Below are 19,549 nucleotides of genomic sequence, written 5' to 3' on the forward strand. Positions count from 1 at the left end.
TGAGGGGCAGCAAAAACCCGACCAGAAGTCGGGTTTGTAAAAGCAGTGAAATCACACCTGAGTGCTATCGATTATTGACGATATCCGAAAAGACGACATGCAAGTCATTGGAAGCCGCATTGCTATCCAGGTTAAGGCGAGAGCGGATATGGTTAATGTGTTCCTGCATTAATGATACTGCCTGGGTCAGTTCGCCAGACTCAATGGCATCAAGCAGGTTAGAGTGCTCATCAAGGGAACAGTTGGCATGGGTGCCAGTCTCATACTGAGCAATCAACAGTGACGTCTGGGAAACTAAGCTGCGCTGGAACGCCAGTAATGGCACGTTATTGGCCATTTCCGCGAGTTTTATATGGAACTCACCAGATAGTCGCAGCCCTTTACCATAGTCACCATTGTCAAATGCTTCATTCTCTTTTTCGACCAGACGGCGGCACTCTTCAATCTTGGCCGGAGTCGCATGCTCGACGGCTAGTTCGGTAATCGCAAGCTCCATCACTTCGCGAGCCTTGATGATCTGCTTAGCTTCTTCTTTCGTTGGTGCAGAGACCATAGCGCCACGGTTAGGGCGGATGCTAACGACTTGCTCCATCGATAAACGCAGCAGTGCACGACGTATAATGGTACGGCTTACGCTGAAAATCTCAGCTAAGGCTTCTTCGTTAAGCTTTGTTGCTGGTGGCAGACGCTGCTCAAGAATCGCATCAAAGATATGGCAGTAAACCACGTCATCCTGAGTTTGGCCGGCGACTTTCGTCTTGACGTTTTTCGCCACAGAATTTTTTAGATTTGCCATAAGCGGCGTTCACTCTCAAACCATTTATTTCGCTAATAAAACAATCATACTTCACTTTGTATACATGTGGCTAGTTTCCCTTAGAAAGCTTTGTGACGCCTGTATAGGGAATTGTTAACAAATCGTGTGTCTGGGGTTTGAAAATGCATCGTTAAGATGGTTTACTTCGCCGCCTGTTTATAGATGCTAGATAGAGGTTGTGATGGAAAGAATAAACGTAGTTGGAACCAGCGGTAGCGGTAAGTCGACATTTTCAGCCCAACTAGCTCGTAAGCTAGACTGTCCTCACATTGAAATGGACCGCCTGTTCTGGAAGCCAAACTGGCAAGAATCGAGTGATGAGGAGTTTTTTGCTCGTCTTGAAGATGAGCTGAGTGGCGCGCGCTGGGTACTGGATGGAAACTACAATCGAACTCGCGATATTAAGTGGCGTGAAGTCGACACTGTGGTTTGGGTTAATTACTCGTTGTGGCGAACAATGTTTCATGCCGTAACCCGGGCGTTAAAGCGCTCTTTATCCGGTAAAGAGTTATGGCCCAATACCGGCAACAAAGAGACACTGAGAAAATCATTTTTTAGTAAAGACTCGATCATTTTGTGGACACTGAGGACTTATCAATCCAATCGCGCTCGGTACGTAGCTGATATGGAGAATCCTCAATATCGACATATTCGCTTTGTGACACTGACCAGTCCGGCTGAAGCCAGACGTTTTTTATCTCAGCAGAGTGAAAAAACACGCAGTTCCACAGCAGATAAAACATGTTAATTGCTGACAACAAAAAGCCCGCAACTGTGAAGTGCGGGCTTTAGATTTTTGGTGACGAGGTGAAGGTTACACTTTAAAGCGTCCTACCAAATCGTATAGCTCGTTAGCGCGGTGGTTGAGCTCTTGGCTACCGGCACGGTTTTCGTTAGCCAGTTCGGCTGATTGTGAGCTCTGATCTGAAATCACAACGACGCGTTGAGAAATTTCCTGACCAACTAAGCTCTGTTCTTCTGTCGCTGTCGCGATCAGTGAGTTCATATCCATGATGGTACCAATAGACTCCTGGATCTGAATCAGGGCTTGCGCTGCAGCATTGGCTTCATCAACCGTGCTTGCCCCGCGTTTCTGGCTCGATTCCATCGCTTTCACTGCATCGTCAGAAGCGGCTTTAAGCTGCTCGATCATTTGGTGAATTTCGCCAGTACTATCCTGAGTACGGCTGGCAAGTTTACGAACTTCGTCTGCAACGACTGCGAAGCCTCGTCCTTGTTCACCAGCACGTGCGGCCTCGATAGCAGCGTTTAGTGCAAGCAAGTTAGTTTGCTCAGCGATATCCTGAATGACTTCAAGAGATGAGGAGATGTTTTGTACATCGCCTTCCAGACGAGAGATAACACCGTTGGCTTGAGAGACTTCTTCAGCCAGGGCTTCGACAGACTGGGCTGCGGAGTTAACGATCTGCTGCGCCTCTTTAGCATTGTCATCGGCTTCTTTCGCTGATGATGCTGCCTGACTGGCATTGTTAGAAATCTCACTCGCAGTGGTGGTCATTTCTGTCATTGCCGTTGCGACCTGCTCAGTCTCTTCACGTTGCCCTGAAGCAAGTTCATCTACTTTAGCAGCACGTTGTGACATATTGTTGGTTTCGGATACCACCTGCTGACCAACATCGCTAACGCTGGCAATAATCGTCTGCAGGCTGGAAACAAAGGCGTTAAAGTTGCTGCTGAGTTTAGCAAACTCTGGCGCTTTGAAATCATCCATACGAGCGGTAAGGTCAGCGTCACCGCTGGCAAATGAGCTGATGGAGTCGTCAAACATCTCTAGTGGTTTCATGATTGTGCGGTTAACAGCAACAGCGAATACCGCAACGATACCAGCAATCACTAAACAGAAAATGACGATAGCAGACAAGGTTGTCTGCAGGGCGCTAATCGTAGCGTCTTCCATATCGGCAATGATTGCATCAATGTCATCAGTGTAGAAACCAGTGCCAAGCATTAGATCCCATTCAGGAATGAAGATTGAGTAACTCAGCTTTGGAAGTGGTTGGGTTTGACCAGGTTTAGGGAAGTAGTAGGTGGTGAACTCACCTGTCTTGGCATTGCGGATCAGGTCTTGGATCAGGTAGTTGCCCTGTTTGTCCTGCAGGTTCCAGAAGTTCTCGCCAATCCCTTTCTCACTTTTACCTTGAACTCTGCGGATGCCTTTAGAATCGTAACCAAATACGTATCCTGATTTGCCGTACTCGAGAGTTTTCAGGGTTGGGTAAGCCTCTTCAAGAGTTGCCCCTTTTTCGAGGAAAGGTTCGATCGCTGATTTAGCCATTTGAAGGTAGTTCCTCAACTCTGCCTTCTTCATGTTCATTAAATTAGCGCGAGTAACCTCAATTTGTTGTTCATTCAGTTCAGTGGTTTTCATATAGGTAAAGCTAAGCATACCTAATGCGATAACTAGCAGCGGAACCAGTGCCAAAATATATAAGCGGCTACGAATTGTAAGACTCATACAAACATCCTGTTTTAGTAATAATAGCGTCCTTATCTTTAAGCGAGCGTATGTAACGTTCACTCAGATAAAGAGCCTGGTTATTGGAATCATGCGTGTAGACCAAAAGTTTATCTTATAAGATTAGCCAATTTATCGGCTCAGGACTGTGAATCTTGAGGTGTTTGCTGACACTAGTTATTAGACATTAGTACAATCTATCGAGAACATTGACCGTTGTCGCAGTAACTCTTTCCTGTCAACCACTTAGACCAACGGTATCGATTGCGGGCAAAGCTGATATAAATAGAGTCAGCGAACAGGCGAATACTAGGCCAACGGAGGGGAGCGTAGATCCAGCCTTTACCAACTAGCGTCCAGGCACGATAGGTGACGTCTAAGCCCAACAGCAAAGTCTGCTGATCATCTATTGCATGCAGAATTTGAGATGCTTTGAGTGGATCAATTGAAGGATAATTCTCGATTTCTGGTTGTTGAATATCGACCAGTTTTAAAGCCCTATCATGGTCATGGAGAGAGAGTTTACTCATCTCCATAACGCATAGTGGACAACGGCCATCGTAGAAAATGGTTAGTTTAGTCATAGTTATACCTCTCACTTTCTACGCTTAGGCAATCATTACTGATCAGTCGTCTCTACATTTAGGTAGCTGTGCCAGTTTTGCGCCACAGTTTGATACTGATAAATACAGAAGTCTTTTCGATCGGCCAGGTAGTCATTCTCTACTTCATCGAGCAGACCTTTATGTTTCTCCGGGTTACTTCCGTATACCAGGCACAGGGTTGAGAAGTAGCGTTGCAGGTCAAAGCTGTGTTCATCAATGTACTCGCCAAAATCGTAATAGTCGGGACGATCTTCCGATTCAAAGGCAAACATATCTGCGGCACTGATCGCGGCGTCTTCACCGTTCTCGACGTACTCAATCATCATCAGCGCTGCAAAATTATCGACGGCATCTTCCTCTTTACCGAGAATAGGGATGTTCTGATCGGCAATGTAGGCGTGTCCTGCTTCATGCAGTAGGGTGTGCAGCACGGTATCAATGGCTCCTGCTTGCGCGCTCTTACCATACTTCTTGTCGTATTCATTTTTCTTAAAGTAATCCAGAGCCTGCTGGTAGAACTCATACGGCATCTGTACCTGATGTAGCTCAGGATCGTAAAGAGGACCTTGGTCGCCACCATACTCAATGGTTAAGGTTTTTCTAAAAGGAAAAAGGCTCTCAGAAAGATCAACCAAGGTTTGGTTTACGCCGCTCTGTTCAATATCAGACTTAGCCGTTTTCTCAACCTGATTTTGTGGTTCAAGATAGCGAATAACGACACTGTCTGAATCAGCAAAAGCGCTGGCTGACAGCAGTAGCGAAGGAAGCAATACCCGCAAAAACATAACAAATCCTTATTACTGTGTGAGTTATATAAACCTCCTTAATAGTGACATAAAAATGACCTCTTAGCTGCTGTTAGCGAAGAGCTGTTTGATACCGATGATAAAATCGGTTGAAAAAGCGCGTTATTGCCAAGATGAAAATTAAAATCAGTGATTATAATTAGGGCTCAGGGTGAGGCTTATGCTACACTCGCCGCCCTTTTCTGTTTCGATGAGATAAACAACCATGAGCCTAAAGAAAGAACTGCAAAACCTACATAACCGTCTAGATGCTTGTCATCGTAAACTGGATGCAGCGAAAGGCCGTGGCGATCAGGAAATGATTTCGAAGTTTACTGATGAAATCGAAAAGCTGAACAAGAAAGTAAGCTCAATGAAGCACAAGCAGCAATACGACATCAACAAAGAGCGTAAGAGCTTACTGGATATGCCATTCTCTCGTGAAATCACGAAAGCAGAACAGGCAGATATGGGCAAGCTGAAGAAATCAGTGAAAGGCCTGGTTGTGGTTCACCCAATGACTAAACTGGGTAAAGAGCTACGAATCCAAGTGATGACAGGTTACGCACCGAAGAAGTTCTAATACTTCAATGAATCCAATAAAAAAGCGCCTGATGGCGCTTTTTTAGTTTATGTGCGAACGCTTTTTTACCGTTAACGAGCGGATGTAATATCAAGTTTGTCGAGTAGAGACGGGAACCCCCAGCCATTTTCGCCTTCGACAACCTGCTCGCCAGTTAAATACTCAAACAAGGTCGGTGCTAAAGAACCGTTAGCCTCTGATTGTAGAGGTGTTGCTGCATCGCCAATCGGGGTTCCCCAAAAGCCTATGAAGGCATCTTTCTCTAAGTAGCTTTCACCTGCATGTCGCCCGGGAACCTTAGTGTTATAGCCAATGCCTTCTCGTGGAAACAGGTTAATGGTTCCCGCCCTGTCTTCTGCGTAAAGCTGGGCCAGCTGAACGACAGAGTCCGGCTTAGGGGTATACTGAGTCAGCTCTCGCCACTGCTGCGCGTTACACCAGGTTTGACTATCGGTTGGACTCGCGCGGTCGAGACATTTATCGATCAGATTTGCGAAGCGCTGTAGGTCAATATCATTTGGTGTTGAGAGATAAGGGTTGAGGGATTTCGCCTCAAGAAGTTGAACTCTGGTGTGGTCGCCTTGAATTGCACCGTAGTAGTAGCGATCGCCTTGTTTGATGACTTGCTCGTCGTATCTTGCACCATCACGAGTTGCAACCAGTCGGATTTGGCACTGCTCTTCATTACACCCTTGTTCACGAACGACCATATAATCCAATGAATCACCCAGATAGTTAAGTGACTGAGCAATAATGTCGACAGTCTGCCCTTGTTGTGCATGGATAGGCTGCCAGTTTGTGAGCTCTTGATAGACAGGTTGAGTAGTCCAGCCCTGACCGGAGTTAAACAGGTCAAACATAAAGTTTCCGCCCGCAGTTGAAGCAACCACAACATCGGTACCTTTATTACTCGGGTAGTTTAAAGCATTAGTAATTTTCGGCCCTTCACCTTCGTCAGAAGAGATTTTCTTAATGACTAATGGATAGCCTAATTTATCCTCTAGCGGTTCAAAGATGACCTTTTCAGGATTGAGAGTATAGTAAACTGGCGCCAGACCATGGTCTCCAGCCATTCCCCAAAGCGTCTGGTCATAGATGCCAGCCTCTTTGTAGCTTTGTTCAACTCGGCTGATCCAGTAATCCAGTCGGTTGAGTTCGCCACTTGGCATAATGATTTCATCACTGAATGGACCGACAAAGTGCGCGAAGTGATCAGGCCAAGGGTTGTAGATTAAGGTAAAGTCAGGCATGCCCTGACTATCTAATTTGCTGTAGGCGGAGATATCTTGTTCTATCTTCCATTTACGTGTCAGCTTGGTATAGAAGTCCCACCCGGGGATCTGCTGATAAGCTTGAATGTTATCAATCAGAGACTGACGCAGCTTGGTGAGAGTAGTTTCCACTTTAGCTCGCTCATCGAGTTCCCTCAGACAGCGTTTCTCGCCAAAATCTCTTAGTGCTTCACCCGCACCCAGGTTGACCAAACCGTCATAGCTGGTGTGAGCATTCCAATCATACTGAGCGTTGCAGTTAAGGGTCTTTAAGTGAACAAGGCGATCAAACATGGTTTGCACCTTGTTGGCTTGCATTAACCGGTCGAGCTGTAAGGCATCATTGCCAAAGAAGTAGTAAGCGCGATCTTCATGGCGATCGACAAAGTGGAAATTAGGGATGCCTGTCCCTTGTTCGCCAGACACTTTCGCCCCCGTTTTTATAATAGGTAAGTTACGGACGCTGATGGTTGGTGTAGACGAGATCCCTACACGGGCAATAGAAGGCGTATGTTGCTTATAGAGCCGTTTAAAAAAGGGCAGATAGTAAGGATCACGATAAGTTTGCTCAGAAAGAATCTGTAAGAAGCGAACATCTTGCTGGTGCTCTGGACTTGACGTCGCAAGCGGTGAGTTGAGCTGTTGGTGATTCACGTGGCGACTGTAGGCATGCGAGATAAAGGGCTTGTTTGGGTCGACCAGTCCTTCAATCAACCCTTGCTGAAGGCCATCTACTGTAATTTGAACAGCGAAGCGTCTCTCCTGCTGAGACTGCAGAAACTCGATTGCCTGCTTTGGCTCATCATCAAAGGCATTTTGCAGCCAGTCGTTGAGGCGTTGTTGCCTCTCATCCTGATAGACGAACTGGCGATAGGCTTTAAGTACGTTGAGGCGCACAAAATCAATCAGAGTGACGGTCAATGCTTGAGCTTTGTTGTTTGGCACCTTCGCACGTGAAGGCTCGCCATCGGCTACGATGGCTAGCACGGCGTTTTTCATCTCACCTTCATCCATCCCATTGGCGGTTTGGAGGAGGATGTTGACAACAATAGGCTGAATCTTTGCCACCAGAGCGAGATCTTCCTTTGAGTCAGTTAGGTAGGTGTACTGATCAGGAAGATACTCCATATCCTGCCACTCACCAATCTGAATCAGGGCATCATAGACAGTAACCATGGCGGCGATGAAATTGCCGTCGATCTTCAAGCCTTCTTGATGCGCCTGGTCTTTAGCGTGTTTTTTCTCTTCAGGCTGGTGCTGTGGATCGAGTTGAAACAGAGAATGCTCAAATCCCTTGAGGGCTTGCTGGTCATAGACAGTTGCAAGATAGGCTTTGAACTTATCGCCGCTCTCAATGCCTGTATATCGGTCATAAAACTGATACAGGAAGTAGCCAAGTGGAATCGAGTAGGTCGGGTCTGCAAGCTGCCCCATCACTCTTGCCTTAGTATCCGCGTCTAGCGGTAAGGTCAGCAGATAAGTTTCGAGTGTCATCCCACCGATAGTGAACAGAGCCATGTCGCGTGAAAAACGAGTTGAATAGGAAAGTGAGTTGACGATTTGGTTCTTGAGAACTTGTGATGAGTTAAACAGCCCACCAACAAGTGGTGTGTTGCCCACATCGGCAAAGCTAGAAGCTGAGAGGGTTCCCGCCAGGGCAAGAGAAAGAGTTGTCGCTTTGAACCAAGTCATTGATATTATTCTCATTCATTCCATTAGACAGATACATTTTGGCATTAATTGTTCAGAGTGCAAGCATAGCTGCGACTGATTTGCTGACAGGCGCTACGGCGATGAGACTCTATCAATTGGTAGAGAGATGGATGCGCAAACAAAAACAGCCGACTTAAACAGTCGGCTGTTGGTAACACTTAGGACTAGTAGCCCATCAATTGCAGTAGATTTTCTGCGGTTTTGACCGCTTCTTTTCGGTTAGCAATATTAAGCTTTTGGTACAAGTTACGGATGTGCGTTTTGATCGTTGTTCCTGCAACATCCAGCTCTTGCGCAATCTGTTCGTTGCTGAAGCCTGAGTAGATTAAACCAAGCACTTGCCACTCACGTTGAGTTAGTGGACTGGTGCGAACCAACTCTGGAATATTCGGGTGGTTGACCAGCTTCTCAACAAACTCTTCATCGAAATGAACTGAGCTACTGCGTTGAGTGGTTGAGATATCTTTGAGTAGCTGTTGTGCGCGGTGACGTTCCAGATCGCCAAGCTCATTTTTGTGGTTCAGCTTCTCTAAGATATGACCGACTTTAGCGCCATCGACCAGGAAGTTACCTAACATTCCGGTCTGATTGGTTAGCGCCAGAGCCTGCTTCAACTTATCGCGGGCACTCTCTTCGTCATCTTGTGAAATAGCCAGAACCGAAGCCACGATCAGGTTGCGATTGGTATCAGTAAGGAGCTCGTTTTCCTCGGCCTGCTGCTGAAGGAAGTCTAACGTCTCACTCGCCTGTTGATACTGACCGAGAATGATTTGCGCGCGCGCAATATTACGCCACTGAAGTTGAGTAAAGTGGTTACATGCATGTTCAGGCTTAACCGTTGTTTCCAACCACTGTTTGATTGACTCGTGATCGCCGCGAGCCTGCCAGAATAGGATCAGAGAGAGCGAGGCGTTGGCAGTCCAGTCAACGTGATAGGTAGATTGTTTGAGTAAGTGAACAATCTGCTCGATAAACTTACCTGCCTTATCCAGCTCGCCTCGGCCAATCGCGATACGTGCCAGCATTGAGTAGCTATGTAAGTGCTTACTCGGGCTGTGGTTACCAAGGATATCCAGACCTTTATAGGCACACTCTTCAGCTTCATCAAGACGGTTCCAGCACCAAAGGATTTGAGCGCGAACACGAAGTAAGAATTCGTGCAGCGGAACCTGTTGCAGTTGCTGCTCTTCAATCAGTTTGAAGGCGTTATCCTGAACTTCATACGCTGCCTGTACATAACCCTGAGCAATAAGAATCTCACTCTGCTGAAGCATTGCCCAAAGCGCTTGATGGTAGACCTGATACTGGCGCGCGAGTTTCTCAGTCTGCTGCATCATCGGCAGGGCACGACTTAGATGACCGAGAACGTGGTTTACTTCACCCACAACCGAAGTCGCAACAATGCGGCTACGATAGACCGTGCTATCCAGTTGGCTTAGCGCCAGTTCTGCAAGCTCCAGCGCTTGCTCTGGTTCGTTGCGGTTAATGGCTACCTGAGCGCGAAGGGCATTGAATTCACCCTGCTCTTTGGTGCTCAGAACAACATTCAGCTTGCTCATCTCCTGGTCTGCTTTTGACAGCAGGTCACCTACATCGTTGTAGCGGTGTTGACTCTGAGCCAGCCAGGCTTGAAGCATACATAGCTTAGGCTCGCTGTAGAGCTGTTCTACGGTGAGTGAGTTAATCGCCTTTTCCAGCGTTTGTAGCTCACCACCATTAAACATCTTCCAGCCATACTGAGTCAGGATATCAGCGGTCAATTGACTGTCTTTTGCTTCCTGAGCATGACGCAGAGCCTGATGTGGCGAAGAGAGTTTTAACCACGCCTTGGCTGCCGCATGGTGCAGTTGTTTCTCTTGCTGAGGAATCCTCGCACTGCGTTCGTGAGCAAGGAACTCGGCAAACAGGTTGTGGAAGCGGTACCAGTTTTGCTCTCCCTCAAGAGGGTGAATAAACAGGCCGAATCGGTTGAGGGATTCGATCATACTCAACGCGTCTTCTCGCTGAGTCAGTTCAGACACTAGCTGATCATTAAAATGATCAAGGACGGAACACTGCAGCAAGAACTGGCGGGTCTCAGTATCTAACAGGTCGAACACTTCTTCGATCAGGTAATCCCAAAGATGAGCGTGATTGAACTGCGAGAAAGATTCCGCGGATTGAGCGAGAGTTTTGTGTTGATGCTGAGCTTGCAGAGCGATCAACTGAAGTGCTGAAGGCCAGCCCTCAACATAGTTACGCAGGTTAGTCGCGGTGGTGTCATCAATACCATCGGCGATGCGCTGATTGAAGAATCGCGTTGTTTCTTCTGTATCAAATGCCAGCATCTCGTCGCCAATTTCGATCATCAGGTCACGAACGCGCAGGTTAGCAGTGCCCAAAGGTGGCGCAGCACGACTGGTCACAACCAGTGTCAGGTTGTCTGGCATATGCTTGAGGAAAAAGCGCATAGCTTCGTGAATTTCGTCATCAGAAATCAGGTGATAGTCGTCCAGTACCAGATAGCATTCCTGATGGAAATTGGACATTTCAGTGAAAACTTCGCCGAACAGGGAGTGAAGTGAGGAGAATTGACGCTTTTCGGCAAGCTTTTGTGAATTAGGACAGCTGCCGTCGGTTGCTTTATTGAGAGCCTGAAGCAGGTAGTTCATAAAACGAAACGAGTCGTTGTCACTCTCATCGATACTGTACCAACCGACATGAGATTTGTCGGAGAGCCACTGAGCTGCCATGGTGGTTTTACCATAGCCAGCTGGAGAGCGTAGTAGTACCAGTTTATAGAATGGCGCCTGCTGAAGCAGATCTAATACCCTTGGTCGTACGATAGCGTTATGCAAGCGACCCGGACGCGTTAATTTCGAAGGAATCCACATCTTCTTAATCCCTATATTCCTACCACCTAGCGGTGGAGCAGCGTAATTACCCGTAGGCATGACACTAAATTGTGCAAATATTAATCAATAAAGCTTATTGGCAAGGATGTTACTTGAGAACAATCACTACCGTTATTGATCAACCACCGGTTTTTCGCTCAATTCACACTTTGCCAGCAGCTACGCCCCTATTTTGTGATTTATGTCTCTTAATGGATCTGGGTTAGATGCGATTCAAACACACGTTTGCACCAAAAAACGTGAAAATTGCAGTATTGGTTAAAACTTAATGTGATCGAGTATGCATATTCATCAATTGCGTATTTTTATAAACACGTATCTTTAATAAACCAGATATAGGCTAAATTGGTTGACGGTGTGATCTCAATCACCCGAGCTGTGATGTTAGGAAAACTTAATGAGACCTGGATCACTGAGCTACTGGTTGTACGCCCTCTACGCCCTTTGTCCTCCTCCTAAAATGGCTAGGAGTAGGAGGATGTTTTGCCAGACATGTCGATGCACGATATGGCACAGATGGATTGAAACCAATAAGTGAGATTTCTCTAATGAAACCTACGCAACAGAAAAATTTTGATAAAGCAGTGTTCCAGGCTGATGTGAAAAAACACCTTTCAGCGACTTACGCTAAAACTGTAGAAACAGCGACTGCGCGTGAGTGGTACCTAGCAATGGGTAAAGCACTAGCAGAGCTAACCACCTTTGATTTGCTTCAGACTGAGCAGGATCCAAAGATCAAAAACGCGAAAAGCGTAAACTACTTGTCATTAGAGTTCCTTATTGGTCGTCTGACCGGTAACAACCTGATCAGCATGGGTCTTTACGAGCAGATCACAGTAGCAATGGAAGAGTTAGGTCAGAACCTGACAGATCTTCTTGAAGAAGAGCGCGACCCATCACTAGGTAACGGTGGTCTTGGTCGTCTTGCTGCATGTTTTATGGATTCATGTGCTGCGCAAGAGTACCCAACAGTGGGTTACGGTCTTCACTATGAATACGGCTTGTTCAAGCAATCATTTAAAGATGGCCGTCAGCAAGAGGCTCCAGATGCATGGCGCGGTGTTGAAGGCTACCCATGGGAAGTAGCTCGTCCTGAACTGGCACAAGAAATCGGTTTTTATGGTCACGTAGAAGTGAGCCACGAAAACGGCAAAGAAGTACGTAAATGGGTACCAGGTATGGCAGTAAAAGCGATGCCTTGGGATCTGCCAATTGTTGGTTACGAGTCAGACACTGTTTACCCACTACGTCTCTGGGAATGTCAGGCGATTGCACCGTTCTCACTAGAGAGCTTCAACAATGGTGACTACTTCGAAGCGCAACACGCACTAATCGATGCAGGTAACATTACCAAAGTTCTTTACCCGAATGACAACCACGAGAAAGGTAAGACTCTGCGTCTAATGCAGCAGTACTTCCACTCTGCAGCTTCAGTTCGTGACATTCTACGTCGTCATGAGCAAGCGGGTTTTGCACTGGCGGATCTGCCTAAGCAAGAAACAATTCAGCTTAACGATACTCACCCAACAATCGCTATCCCTGAACTGATGCGTATTCTTCTTGATGAGAAGGGACTGTCTTGGGATAAAGCGTGGGAAATCAGCTCACAGACTTTTGCTTACACTAACCACACGCTACTTCCAGAAGCACTGGAAACCTGGCCTGAGTCTTTGATCCAGCGTCTGCTTCCACGTCACATGGAAATCATCTTTGAGATCAACCACCGCTTCCTACAAGAAGTTCGTGCAATGTGGCCAGGTGATGGTGAGAAGCAAGCTAAGCTGTCTATCATCCAAGAAGGTTTCCACCGTATGGTCCGCATGGCAAACCTATGTGTGATTGGTTCATACGCAGTAAACGGTGTTGCTGCTCTGCACTCAGAACTGGTTAAGAAAGATCTTTTCCCTGAGTTCCACGAAATGTACCCAACTCGTCTACATAACGTGACAAACGGTATCACTCCACGTCGTTGGCTGAAGTTCTGTAACCCGGGTCTGTCTCAACTTATCACGGATAAGATTGGCAGCGAGTGGCCTGCGAAACTGGAACAGCTAGAAGGTATTGCTCAGTACGCTACTGACGCAAAATTCCAGAAAGAGTTCATGGCTGTTAAGAAACAGAACAAAGAACGTTTGGCGAAGTGGGTTAAAGACAACATGGGCATCGAGCTTGATACCAATGCGATCTTTGACGTACAAATCAAGCGTCTGCATGAGTACAAGCGTCAGCATCTGGATCTACTACACATCTTGTCTCTGTACCACCGCATCATTAACGAACCTGATTTCGAATGCACGCCACGTGTTGCATTCTTCGCAGCGAAAGCAGCACCGGGTTACCACCTGGCGAAAGAAATCATCTTTGCTATCAACAAGATTGCTGAGAAGATCAACAACGATCCACGCATTGGCGATAAACTGAAAGTTGTCTTCATTCCTGACTACCGTGTCAGCATGGCTGAAATCATTATCCCAGCTGCGGATGTATCTCAGCAGATTTCACTAGCAGGTAAAGAAGCATCTGGTACAGGTAACATGAAGATGGCACTTAACGGTGCACTGACTATCGGTACTATGGATGGTGCGAACGTTGAAATCCGCGAAGAAGTGGGTGACGACAATATCTACATCTTCGGTCTGGAAGTAGACCAAGTAGTAGCGACTAAGGCTGCGGGTTACAACCCTTACGATTACTACCACGCGGACCCGCTACTGAAAGCATCACTTGATCTGCTAGTGGGCGAAGAGTTCACACCGGGTAAACCGGGTCTGCTACGTGCTACGTACGACAGCCTGCTTGATGGCGGTGACCCATACCTATGTCTGGCGGACTTCGCTGCGTATGTTCAGGCTCATGAAGCGATGGGTAAACAGTACAAAGACCAGGCTGGCTGGGCTAAGAAAGCAATCCTGAACACGGCCTTGGTGGGTAAATTCACCTCAGACCGTTCGATTCGAGATTACGTCAATAACATTTGGAAATTAGAAGCGGTATCGCGCTAATTGAACCATAAAAGCCAAGGCCTAGCGCCTTGGCTCTACTCTTTATAACGATTTAATAAACCCTACATTTTGAAGGTATAAGCAGTCCTTCGGAGAGAGCGATGAAACAAGATAACGCATTAAAACAAGTCGCTGAAATGGCGAGAATTGCCGACAGCTACGTTAGCGCGTGGGGAGATGAAGCAAAAGTTGCAGACGAGACAATTCGTCGCTTACTCGCGTCTTTAGGCTATGACACAACCAATGATGAAACTCTTCTAAAATCAGCAGAGAAAAAACACAAGCAAGATGTACTGGATCCCGTCCTGGTTGTTCGTGACGGAGAGCCAATTGAAGTTGCGCTTAACCTGGGTGCAAGTGCTCGTGAAAGCGAGTTCAGCTGGCGTCTGGATACAGAGCAAGGAGAGGTACTTGAAGGCTATCTTCAGTCGCAAATCGTTCGCGATGAGCGCAAAGAGGGTGGCCCTTTAGTGTTTGCATTACCAAGTGATATTGCTTGGGGCTATCACAAACTGACGATTTCTCGTAAGCGCCGTAAAGCACCGTATGAGATGACGTTAATCGTGACGCCAAAAGCGTGTTACAAGCAAGATGCTATCGTCAATGGCAAGAAAATGTGGGGACCGAGTGTTCAGCTTTACACCCTGCGTACTCAGCACAACTGGGGTATCGGTGACTTCGGTGATCTGAAGCAACTGGTGGCAGACATTTCATCACGCGGTGGTGACTTTGTCGGTCTTAACCCGATTCATTCACTGTTCCCGGCTAACCCTGAAGGTGCGAGCCCGTACAGCCCGTCTTCACGTCGCTGGCTGAACATCATGTACATTGATGTAAGTTCGGTTCCTGAGTTCTCACTTAGCATCGAAGCTCAGCAAAAAGTGGGCAGTGCTGAATTCCAGCAACGTCTGCAAAAAGCGCGTGAATCACATTGGGTTAACTACAGTGAAGTTTCTAACCTGAAAATGAGCGTATTACCTACGCTGTTTGCTGAGTTCAAAAAACGTCATCTGGATAAAAACAGTGAACGTGCACAAGCATTCCTCGACTTTGTTGAAGAGGGCGGTGAAAGCCTGGTTCATCAGGCAGCATTTGATGCGCTGCATGCGGAACTGCATGCTAAAGATTCAAACATTTGGGGCTGGCCTGTATTCCCTGAAGAGCTACGTAAGTTTGAAAATCGCGCAGTTCAGGATTTTATTGAGAAGAATCAGGATCAGGTGCACCTGTACATGTACCTGCAATGGGTAGCGGACATTCAAATCAAAGAAGCTCAGGCTCTGGCTGAAGAGAAAGGGATGTCAGTAGGTCTGTACCGTGACCTTGCGGTTGGTGTTGCTGACTCAGGTTCAGAAACCTGGGCTGATGAAGGCAACCTGGTAATGGATGCGAGCATTGGTGCTCCACCAGATATTCTTGGCCCTCTGGGTCAGAACTGGGGTCTTCCTCCATTTAACCCGCAAGTGCTGCAGGCGACAGGCTACGATGCATACATCAAGTTACTGCGCGCTAACATGAAGCATTGTGGTGCACTGCGTATTGACCATGTATTAGGTTTGCTACGTTTGTGGTGGATCCCTAAAGGTGAATCTGCGACTCAGGGTGCTTACATCTACTACCCGGTAGAAGATATGTTGGCAATTCTTGCTCTGGAATCACACCGTCACCAATGTAGTGTTATTGGTGAAGACTTGGGTACGGTACCAGATGAGATCGTTGAGATTCTTCGTGATGCAGGTGTTCACTCATACAAGGTATTCTTCTTCGAAACGTCAGAAGAAGATGGCGGCTTTATTTCTCCGGCACATTACGCAGAGCAGTCAATGTCTGCACTATGTACGCACGATATGCCGACCCTACGTGGTTTCTGGCATTGTGATGACCTGAAAATGGGTCAAGAGCTTGGTCTGTACCCTGATGCTAAGCAACTAGAGGGGCTGTTCGCAAGCCGTCTGGAATGTAAACAAGGCATCCTTGATTCAGTTGCATGGCACGGTTACCTGCCTGAAGGTGTTGGTCGTGATGCTCAGTATGTTCCGATGGACTCATACTTAGCTGAAGCTCTGCAACTTCACGTTGCTGCTGGCTCTTCAACATTACTGAGTGTTCAGTTGGAAGACTGGCTGGAAATGGACAAACCGGTAAACATTCCGGGCACTGTGGATGAGTACCCTAACTGGCGTCGTAAACTGTCGATGAACCTTGATGAAGTCTTTGCTCAGGAAGGGGTGAATCGTATTGCTCACAAGCTAAGCGAAGTTCGCGCGAAAGTGAGTAAATAAGGCGGAGTTACAAGGTATACATGGAAAATTTCTCGGTCAGGTCACTCTATGTAAATCTTGAATTCGTTACACTGTTATAACGCTAATTAAGCCCGCTACCTAGCGGGCTTTTTGGGTCATAGAACCCCTTTATATTTCAGCCAAACTCATTCGAATTAAGAAAGTTAGGTTAGGGAGAGAATAACTTGAAAACAACAACGTTAGATAAGGCGACAAAGATATATAACCAACTTTCACATGCGACGTTTTCTGACCCGTTTTCCTTTATCGGTCCATTTCTTGGCGAGCAAGGTGCATTACGTGTTTGGATGCCGGGTGCAGATAAAGTTGAGTTAGTTATCGATGACCAGCGCATCGAACTTGAGCGTGAAGATGCGTCGGGTTTTATCCTTAAGCAAGAGCGGGATCTGCAGTTTAGCCATTACCTATTGGCTGTTGACTGGGATGGAACTGAGCAGCTGATCGATGATCCATACCAGTACCACAATATCTACGCCGAGTACGACGATCTTCACACACCAAAAGAGATGTACAAGCACATGGGTGCTCAGTTCATGAATCTGGAGCGTGATGGCAAACAGATCTCCGGTATCCGCTTTCTGGTTTATGCACCGCACGCTTCAGCTTGTAGCTTAGTCGGTGAGTTCAACCAATGGGATGGTCGTCGCACGCCAATGCAGCGTCTCGACTATGGTATCTGGGGTATCTTCATTCCAAACCTTGCTGAAGGCACACAGTACAAGTTCGAATTAAAAGGTCCTAATGGTGAAGGCTTACCGCATAAAGCGGACCCTTGGGGCGCATACTCTGAACAATATCCATCTTTTGCTTCTGTGACTTATGACCACAGCCGTTATCAGTGGAATGATAAAACATGGCAAGAGCGTGAAGTGACGGAAAAACGCAAGCAGGCATTGTCGTTTTATGAATTACACGCTGGCTCCTGGCGTCGTAATGCTGATGGTGATTTCCTTAACTACCGCGAACTGGCAGAGCAGTTGATTCCTTATCTGGTCGATATGGGCTACACCCATGTTGAACTGATGCCTGTTTCTGAGCATCCGTTCTATGGTTCTTGGGGCTATCAGCCGGTAGGTTTGTTTGCTCCGACCAGCCGATTTGGTTCACCAGATGACTTCAAATATTTTGTTGACCAGTGTCACCAGGCCGGTCTTGGCGTAGTACTCGACTGGGTTCCAGCGCACTTCCCATCTGACGATCACGGCTTAGCTAATTTTGATGGTACGCCACTGTTCCATGATCCAGATCCACGTCGTGGCTGGCATCAGGATTGGAACTCGTACATCTACGATCTTGGTCGTGAGCATGTTCGCCGTTTCCTTGTGTCTAACGCGCTTTACTGGTTTGAACAATTCCATATTGACGGTATTCGCGTTGATGCGGTGGCTTCAATGCTATATCTCGACTACTCGCGCAGTCACGATCAATGGATTCCAAATGTCGATGGTGGTAACGAAAACTACGATGCTATCGCAACCCTTAAGTGGATGAACGAAGAAGTTTACAAACACTTCCCGAATGCAATGACCATTGCTGAAGAATCGACCGCTTTCCCTGGTGTTTCTGCGCCAACCTTTATGGGCGGACTGGGCTTCGGCTTTAAGTGGAATATGGGCTGGATGCATGACTCGCTGTCCTATATTCAGGAAGATCCGGTACATCGCAAATATCATCACGATACCATCACTTTCCCGCTGGTTTACGCACATAGCGAAAACTACGTCCTCTCTTTATCACACGATGAAGTGGTTTACGGTAAGGGCTCTATCCACAACAAAATGCCGGGTGATGAATGGCAGCAGACGGCAAACCTGCGCGCTTATCTGGGTTATATGTATGCTCAGCCGGGTAAGAAACTCAACTTTATGGGGGCTGAGATTGGCCAGACTGCTGAATGGAATCATGATGACCAGTTACAGTGGTTCTTACTGGAGTTTGAACGCCATCAGGGTGTTCAGAGTCTGACCAGAGATCTGAATAAGCTCTACACGAGTGAGCGTGCGATGTACGAACTCGATTGTGAACCTCGCGGTTTTGAGTGGCGCTTACAAGACGCAGCAGAAGCGTCGATTCTGGCGCATGAACGTTTGAGTGATAATGGTGAGAGAATTCTGGTGATCAGTAACTTCACGCCTGTCCCTCATGACAACTTCAGACTAGGCGTACCTTTGGCGGGTGAATATGAATTGCTGCTCAATACTGATAGCGCTAAATACCATGGTAGTGATTATTCAGTTGAACAGCAGGTAGCGACTGAGGCGGTAGAAAGTGAAGGATTGGCACAATCTGTTTCACTGCGTCTGCCTCCGCTGGCGACCGTTTTCTATAAATTCAAATAGTCTCGATAAGAGTGATGAAAGGGTCAGCCTCAACGGCTGGCCCTTTTTTATTCAAGCAGATCGGGTTTAGAGTCGTCTTGGTAGCGAGGCAACTGGATTCTGAGTCCTTCAAAGGTGCTGCGTGCGCTCTCTTTAGCAAGTTTATTAACCAGCCAGTCAGGCAGGGCACCGCCGGGGTTAGCGAAGGCAGTGTATTCAATCAAGGTCATGCCGTTAGTGAGTTTCTGTAGCGTCCATGTTGCCTTTACCTGGCTAATACGAATATAACCTTCTTGCTCAGCTAATGTGGTTTTTGGGGCGTCTTCTATTTTGAGGGTGAAGCCAATCTCATCAACGCTATATTTTGAGTAGGTCACCATATCACGGTCTTTGGCGGGCCAGGGGGCGGAGAACTGAGTATAGACGATGTTTTCGTTAGAAGAGATCTGACGTAATACCCGGCTATGACTGACGTTATCGATCCAGTTAGGCACATTCTCTGTATCTTCTAGCAGAGTAAGGAAAGCCACATAACTGGTTGGCGCAAACATACGTGCGCGAATTTCTACCAGCCCATCACTATGATGACGGGAGAAGATAGTGATTCCGTCTTTGTCACCTTCAAATTGCCAATGGGTTGAGGCTTGGCAATAACCTATGCCTGATAGCGTCAACAGGACAAAAATGAGGCTTTTCCTTAAGCATGTCATTACGTTACTCAGCTTTCCATATCCTGATTTAATTCAAGCATATCTGGCATGCAGAGCAAAGTCACTCGTTCA

At 47.0% G+C, this 19,549-nt stretch carries 12 protein-coding genes; 5 read left to right on the top strand and 7 right to left on the bottom strand.

Annotated features, from left to right (window positions below):
• Positions 1-64: 64 nt before the first annotated feature.
• On the bottom strand, positions 65-796 hold the full coding sequence (locus RH46_RS15055; protein ID WP_006880363.1) for a GntR family transcriptional regulator: 732 nt from the start codon (positions 794-796) through the stop codon (positions 65-67).
• 202 nt (positions 797-998) lie between these two features.
• Between RH46_RS15055 and RH46_RS15060 the strand changes: the two genes are divergently transcribed.
• Positions 999-1,565, top strand: a complete 567-nt coding sequence (locus tag RH46_RS15060; protein ID WP_006880364.1) for a P-loop NTPase family protein — start codon at positions 999-1,001, stop codon at positions 1,563-1,565.
• Between the two features lie 66 nt (positions 1,566-1,631).
• Here RH46_RS15060 and RH46_RS15065 read toward each other — a convergent pair whose 3' ends face one another.
• From RH46_RS15065 to RH46_RS15075, 3 genes are all read right to left on the bottom strand, one after another.
• Positions 1,632-3,293: a methyl-accepting chemotaxis protein gene (locus RH46_RS15065; RefSeq protein ID WP_006880365.1), complete on the bottom strand. Its 1,662-nt coding sequence runs from the start codon at positions 3,291-3,293 to the stop codon at positions 1,632-1,634.
• 197 nt (positions 3,294-3,490) lie between these two features.
• Complete coding sequence (locus tag RH46_RS15070; RefSeq protein ID WP_006880366.1) at positions 3,491-3,877, bottom strand: thiol-disulfide oxidoreductase DCC family protein; 387 nt, start codon at positions 3,875-3,877, stop codon at positions 3,491-3,493.
• A 35-nt stretch (positions 3,878-3,912) separates the two neighbouring features.
• On the bottom strand, positions 3,913-4,683 hold the full coding sequence (locus RH46_RS15075; RefSeq protein ID WP_006880367.1) for a DUF4344 domain-containing metallopeptidase: 771 nt from the start codon (positions 4,681-4,683) through the stop codon (positions 3,913-3,915).
• Positions 4,684-4,909: 226 nt separating this feature from the next.
• Here RH46_RS15075 and RH46_RS15080 point away from each other — a divergent pair, with 226 nt between their 5' ends.
• Complete coding sequence (locus RH46_RS15080; protein WP_006880368.1) at positions 4,910-5,266, top strand: YibL family ribosome-associated protein; 357 nt, start codon at positions 4,910-4,912, stop codon at positions 5,264-5,266.
• A gap of 71 nt (positions 5,267-5,337) precedes the next feature.
• Here RH46_RS15080 and RH46_RS15085 read toward each other — a convergent pair whose 3' ends face one another.
• Positions 5,338-8,229: an alkaline phosphatase family protein gene (locus RH46_RS15085; RefSeq protein ID WP_006880369.1), complete on the bottom strand. Its 2,892-nt coding sequence runs from the start codon at positions 8,227-8,229 to the stop codon at positions 5,338-5,340.
• Positions 8,230-8,414: 185 nt separating this feature from the next.
• A complete protein-coding gene (malT, locus tag RH46_RS15090; protein WP_006880370.1) occupies positions 8,415-11,123 on the bottom strand; it encodes an HTH-type transcriptional regulator MalT in 2,709 nt (902 codons plus the stop codon).
• A 569-nt stretch (positions 11,124-11,692) separates the two neighbouring features.
• Here malT and RH46_RS15095 point away from each other — a divergent pair.
• The 3 genes from RH46_RS15095 to glgB all read left to right on the top strand — a co-directional run bounded on the left by RH46_RS15095 (position 11,693) and on the right by glgB (position 18,788).
• Positions 11,693-14,146, top strand: coding sequence for a glycogen/starch/alpha-glucan phosphorylase (locus RH46_RS15095; RefSeq protein WP_006880371.1), 2,454 nt, complete (start codon positions 11,693-11,695; stop codon positions 14,144-14,146).
• Between the two features lie 101 nt (positions 14,147-14,247).
• Positions 14,248-16,428 (top strand): 4-alpha-glucanotransferase, encoded by a 2,181-nt coding sequence (malQ, locus tag RH46_RS15100; RefSeq protein ID WP_006880372.1) that lies wholly within the window; start codon positions 14,248-14,250, stop codon positions 16,426-16,428.
• Between the two features lie 185 nt (positions 16,429-16,613).
• Positions 16,614-18,788, top strand: coding sequence for a 1,4-alpha-glucan branching protein GlgB (gene glgB, locus RH46_RS15105; RefSeq protein ID WP_006880374.1), 2,175 nt, complete (start codon positions 16,614-16,616; stop codon positions 18,786-18,788).
• A 47-nt stretch (positions 18,789-18,835) separates the two neighbouring features.
• Here glgB and RH46_RS15110 read toward each other — a convergent pair whose 3' ends face one another.
• Positions 18,836-19,477: an START domain-containing protein gene (locus RH46_RS15110; RefSeq protein WP_040895962.1), complete on the bottom strand. Its 642-nt coding sequence runs from the start codon at positions 19,475-19,477 to the stop codon at positions 18,836-18,838.
• Between the last annotated feature and the right edge of the window lie 72 nt (positions 19,478-19,549).

Origin of the sequence: Vibrio brasiliensis LMG 20546 (assembly GCF_000189255.1) — a bacterium.
Lineage (GTDB): Bacteria > Pseudomonadota > Gammaproteobacteria > Enterobacterales > Vibrionaceae > Vibrio > Vibrio brasiliensis.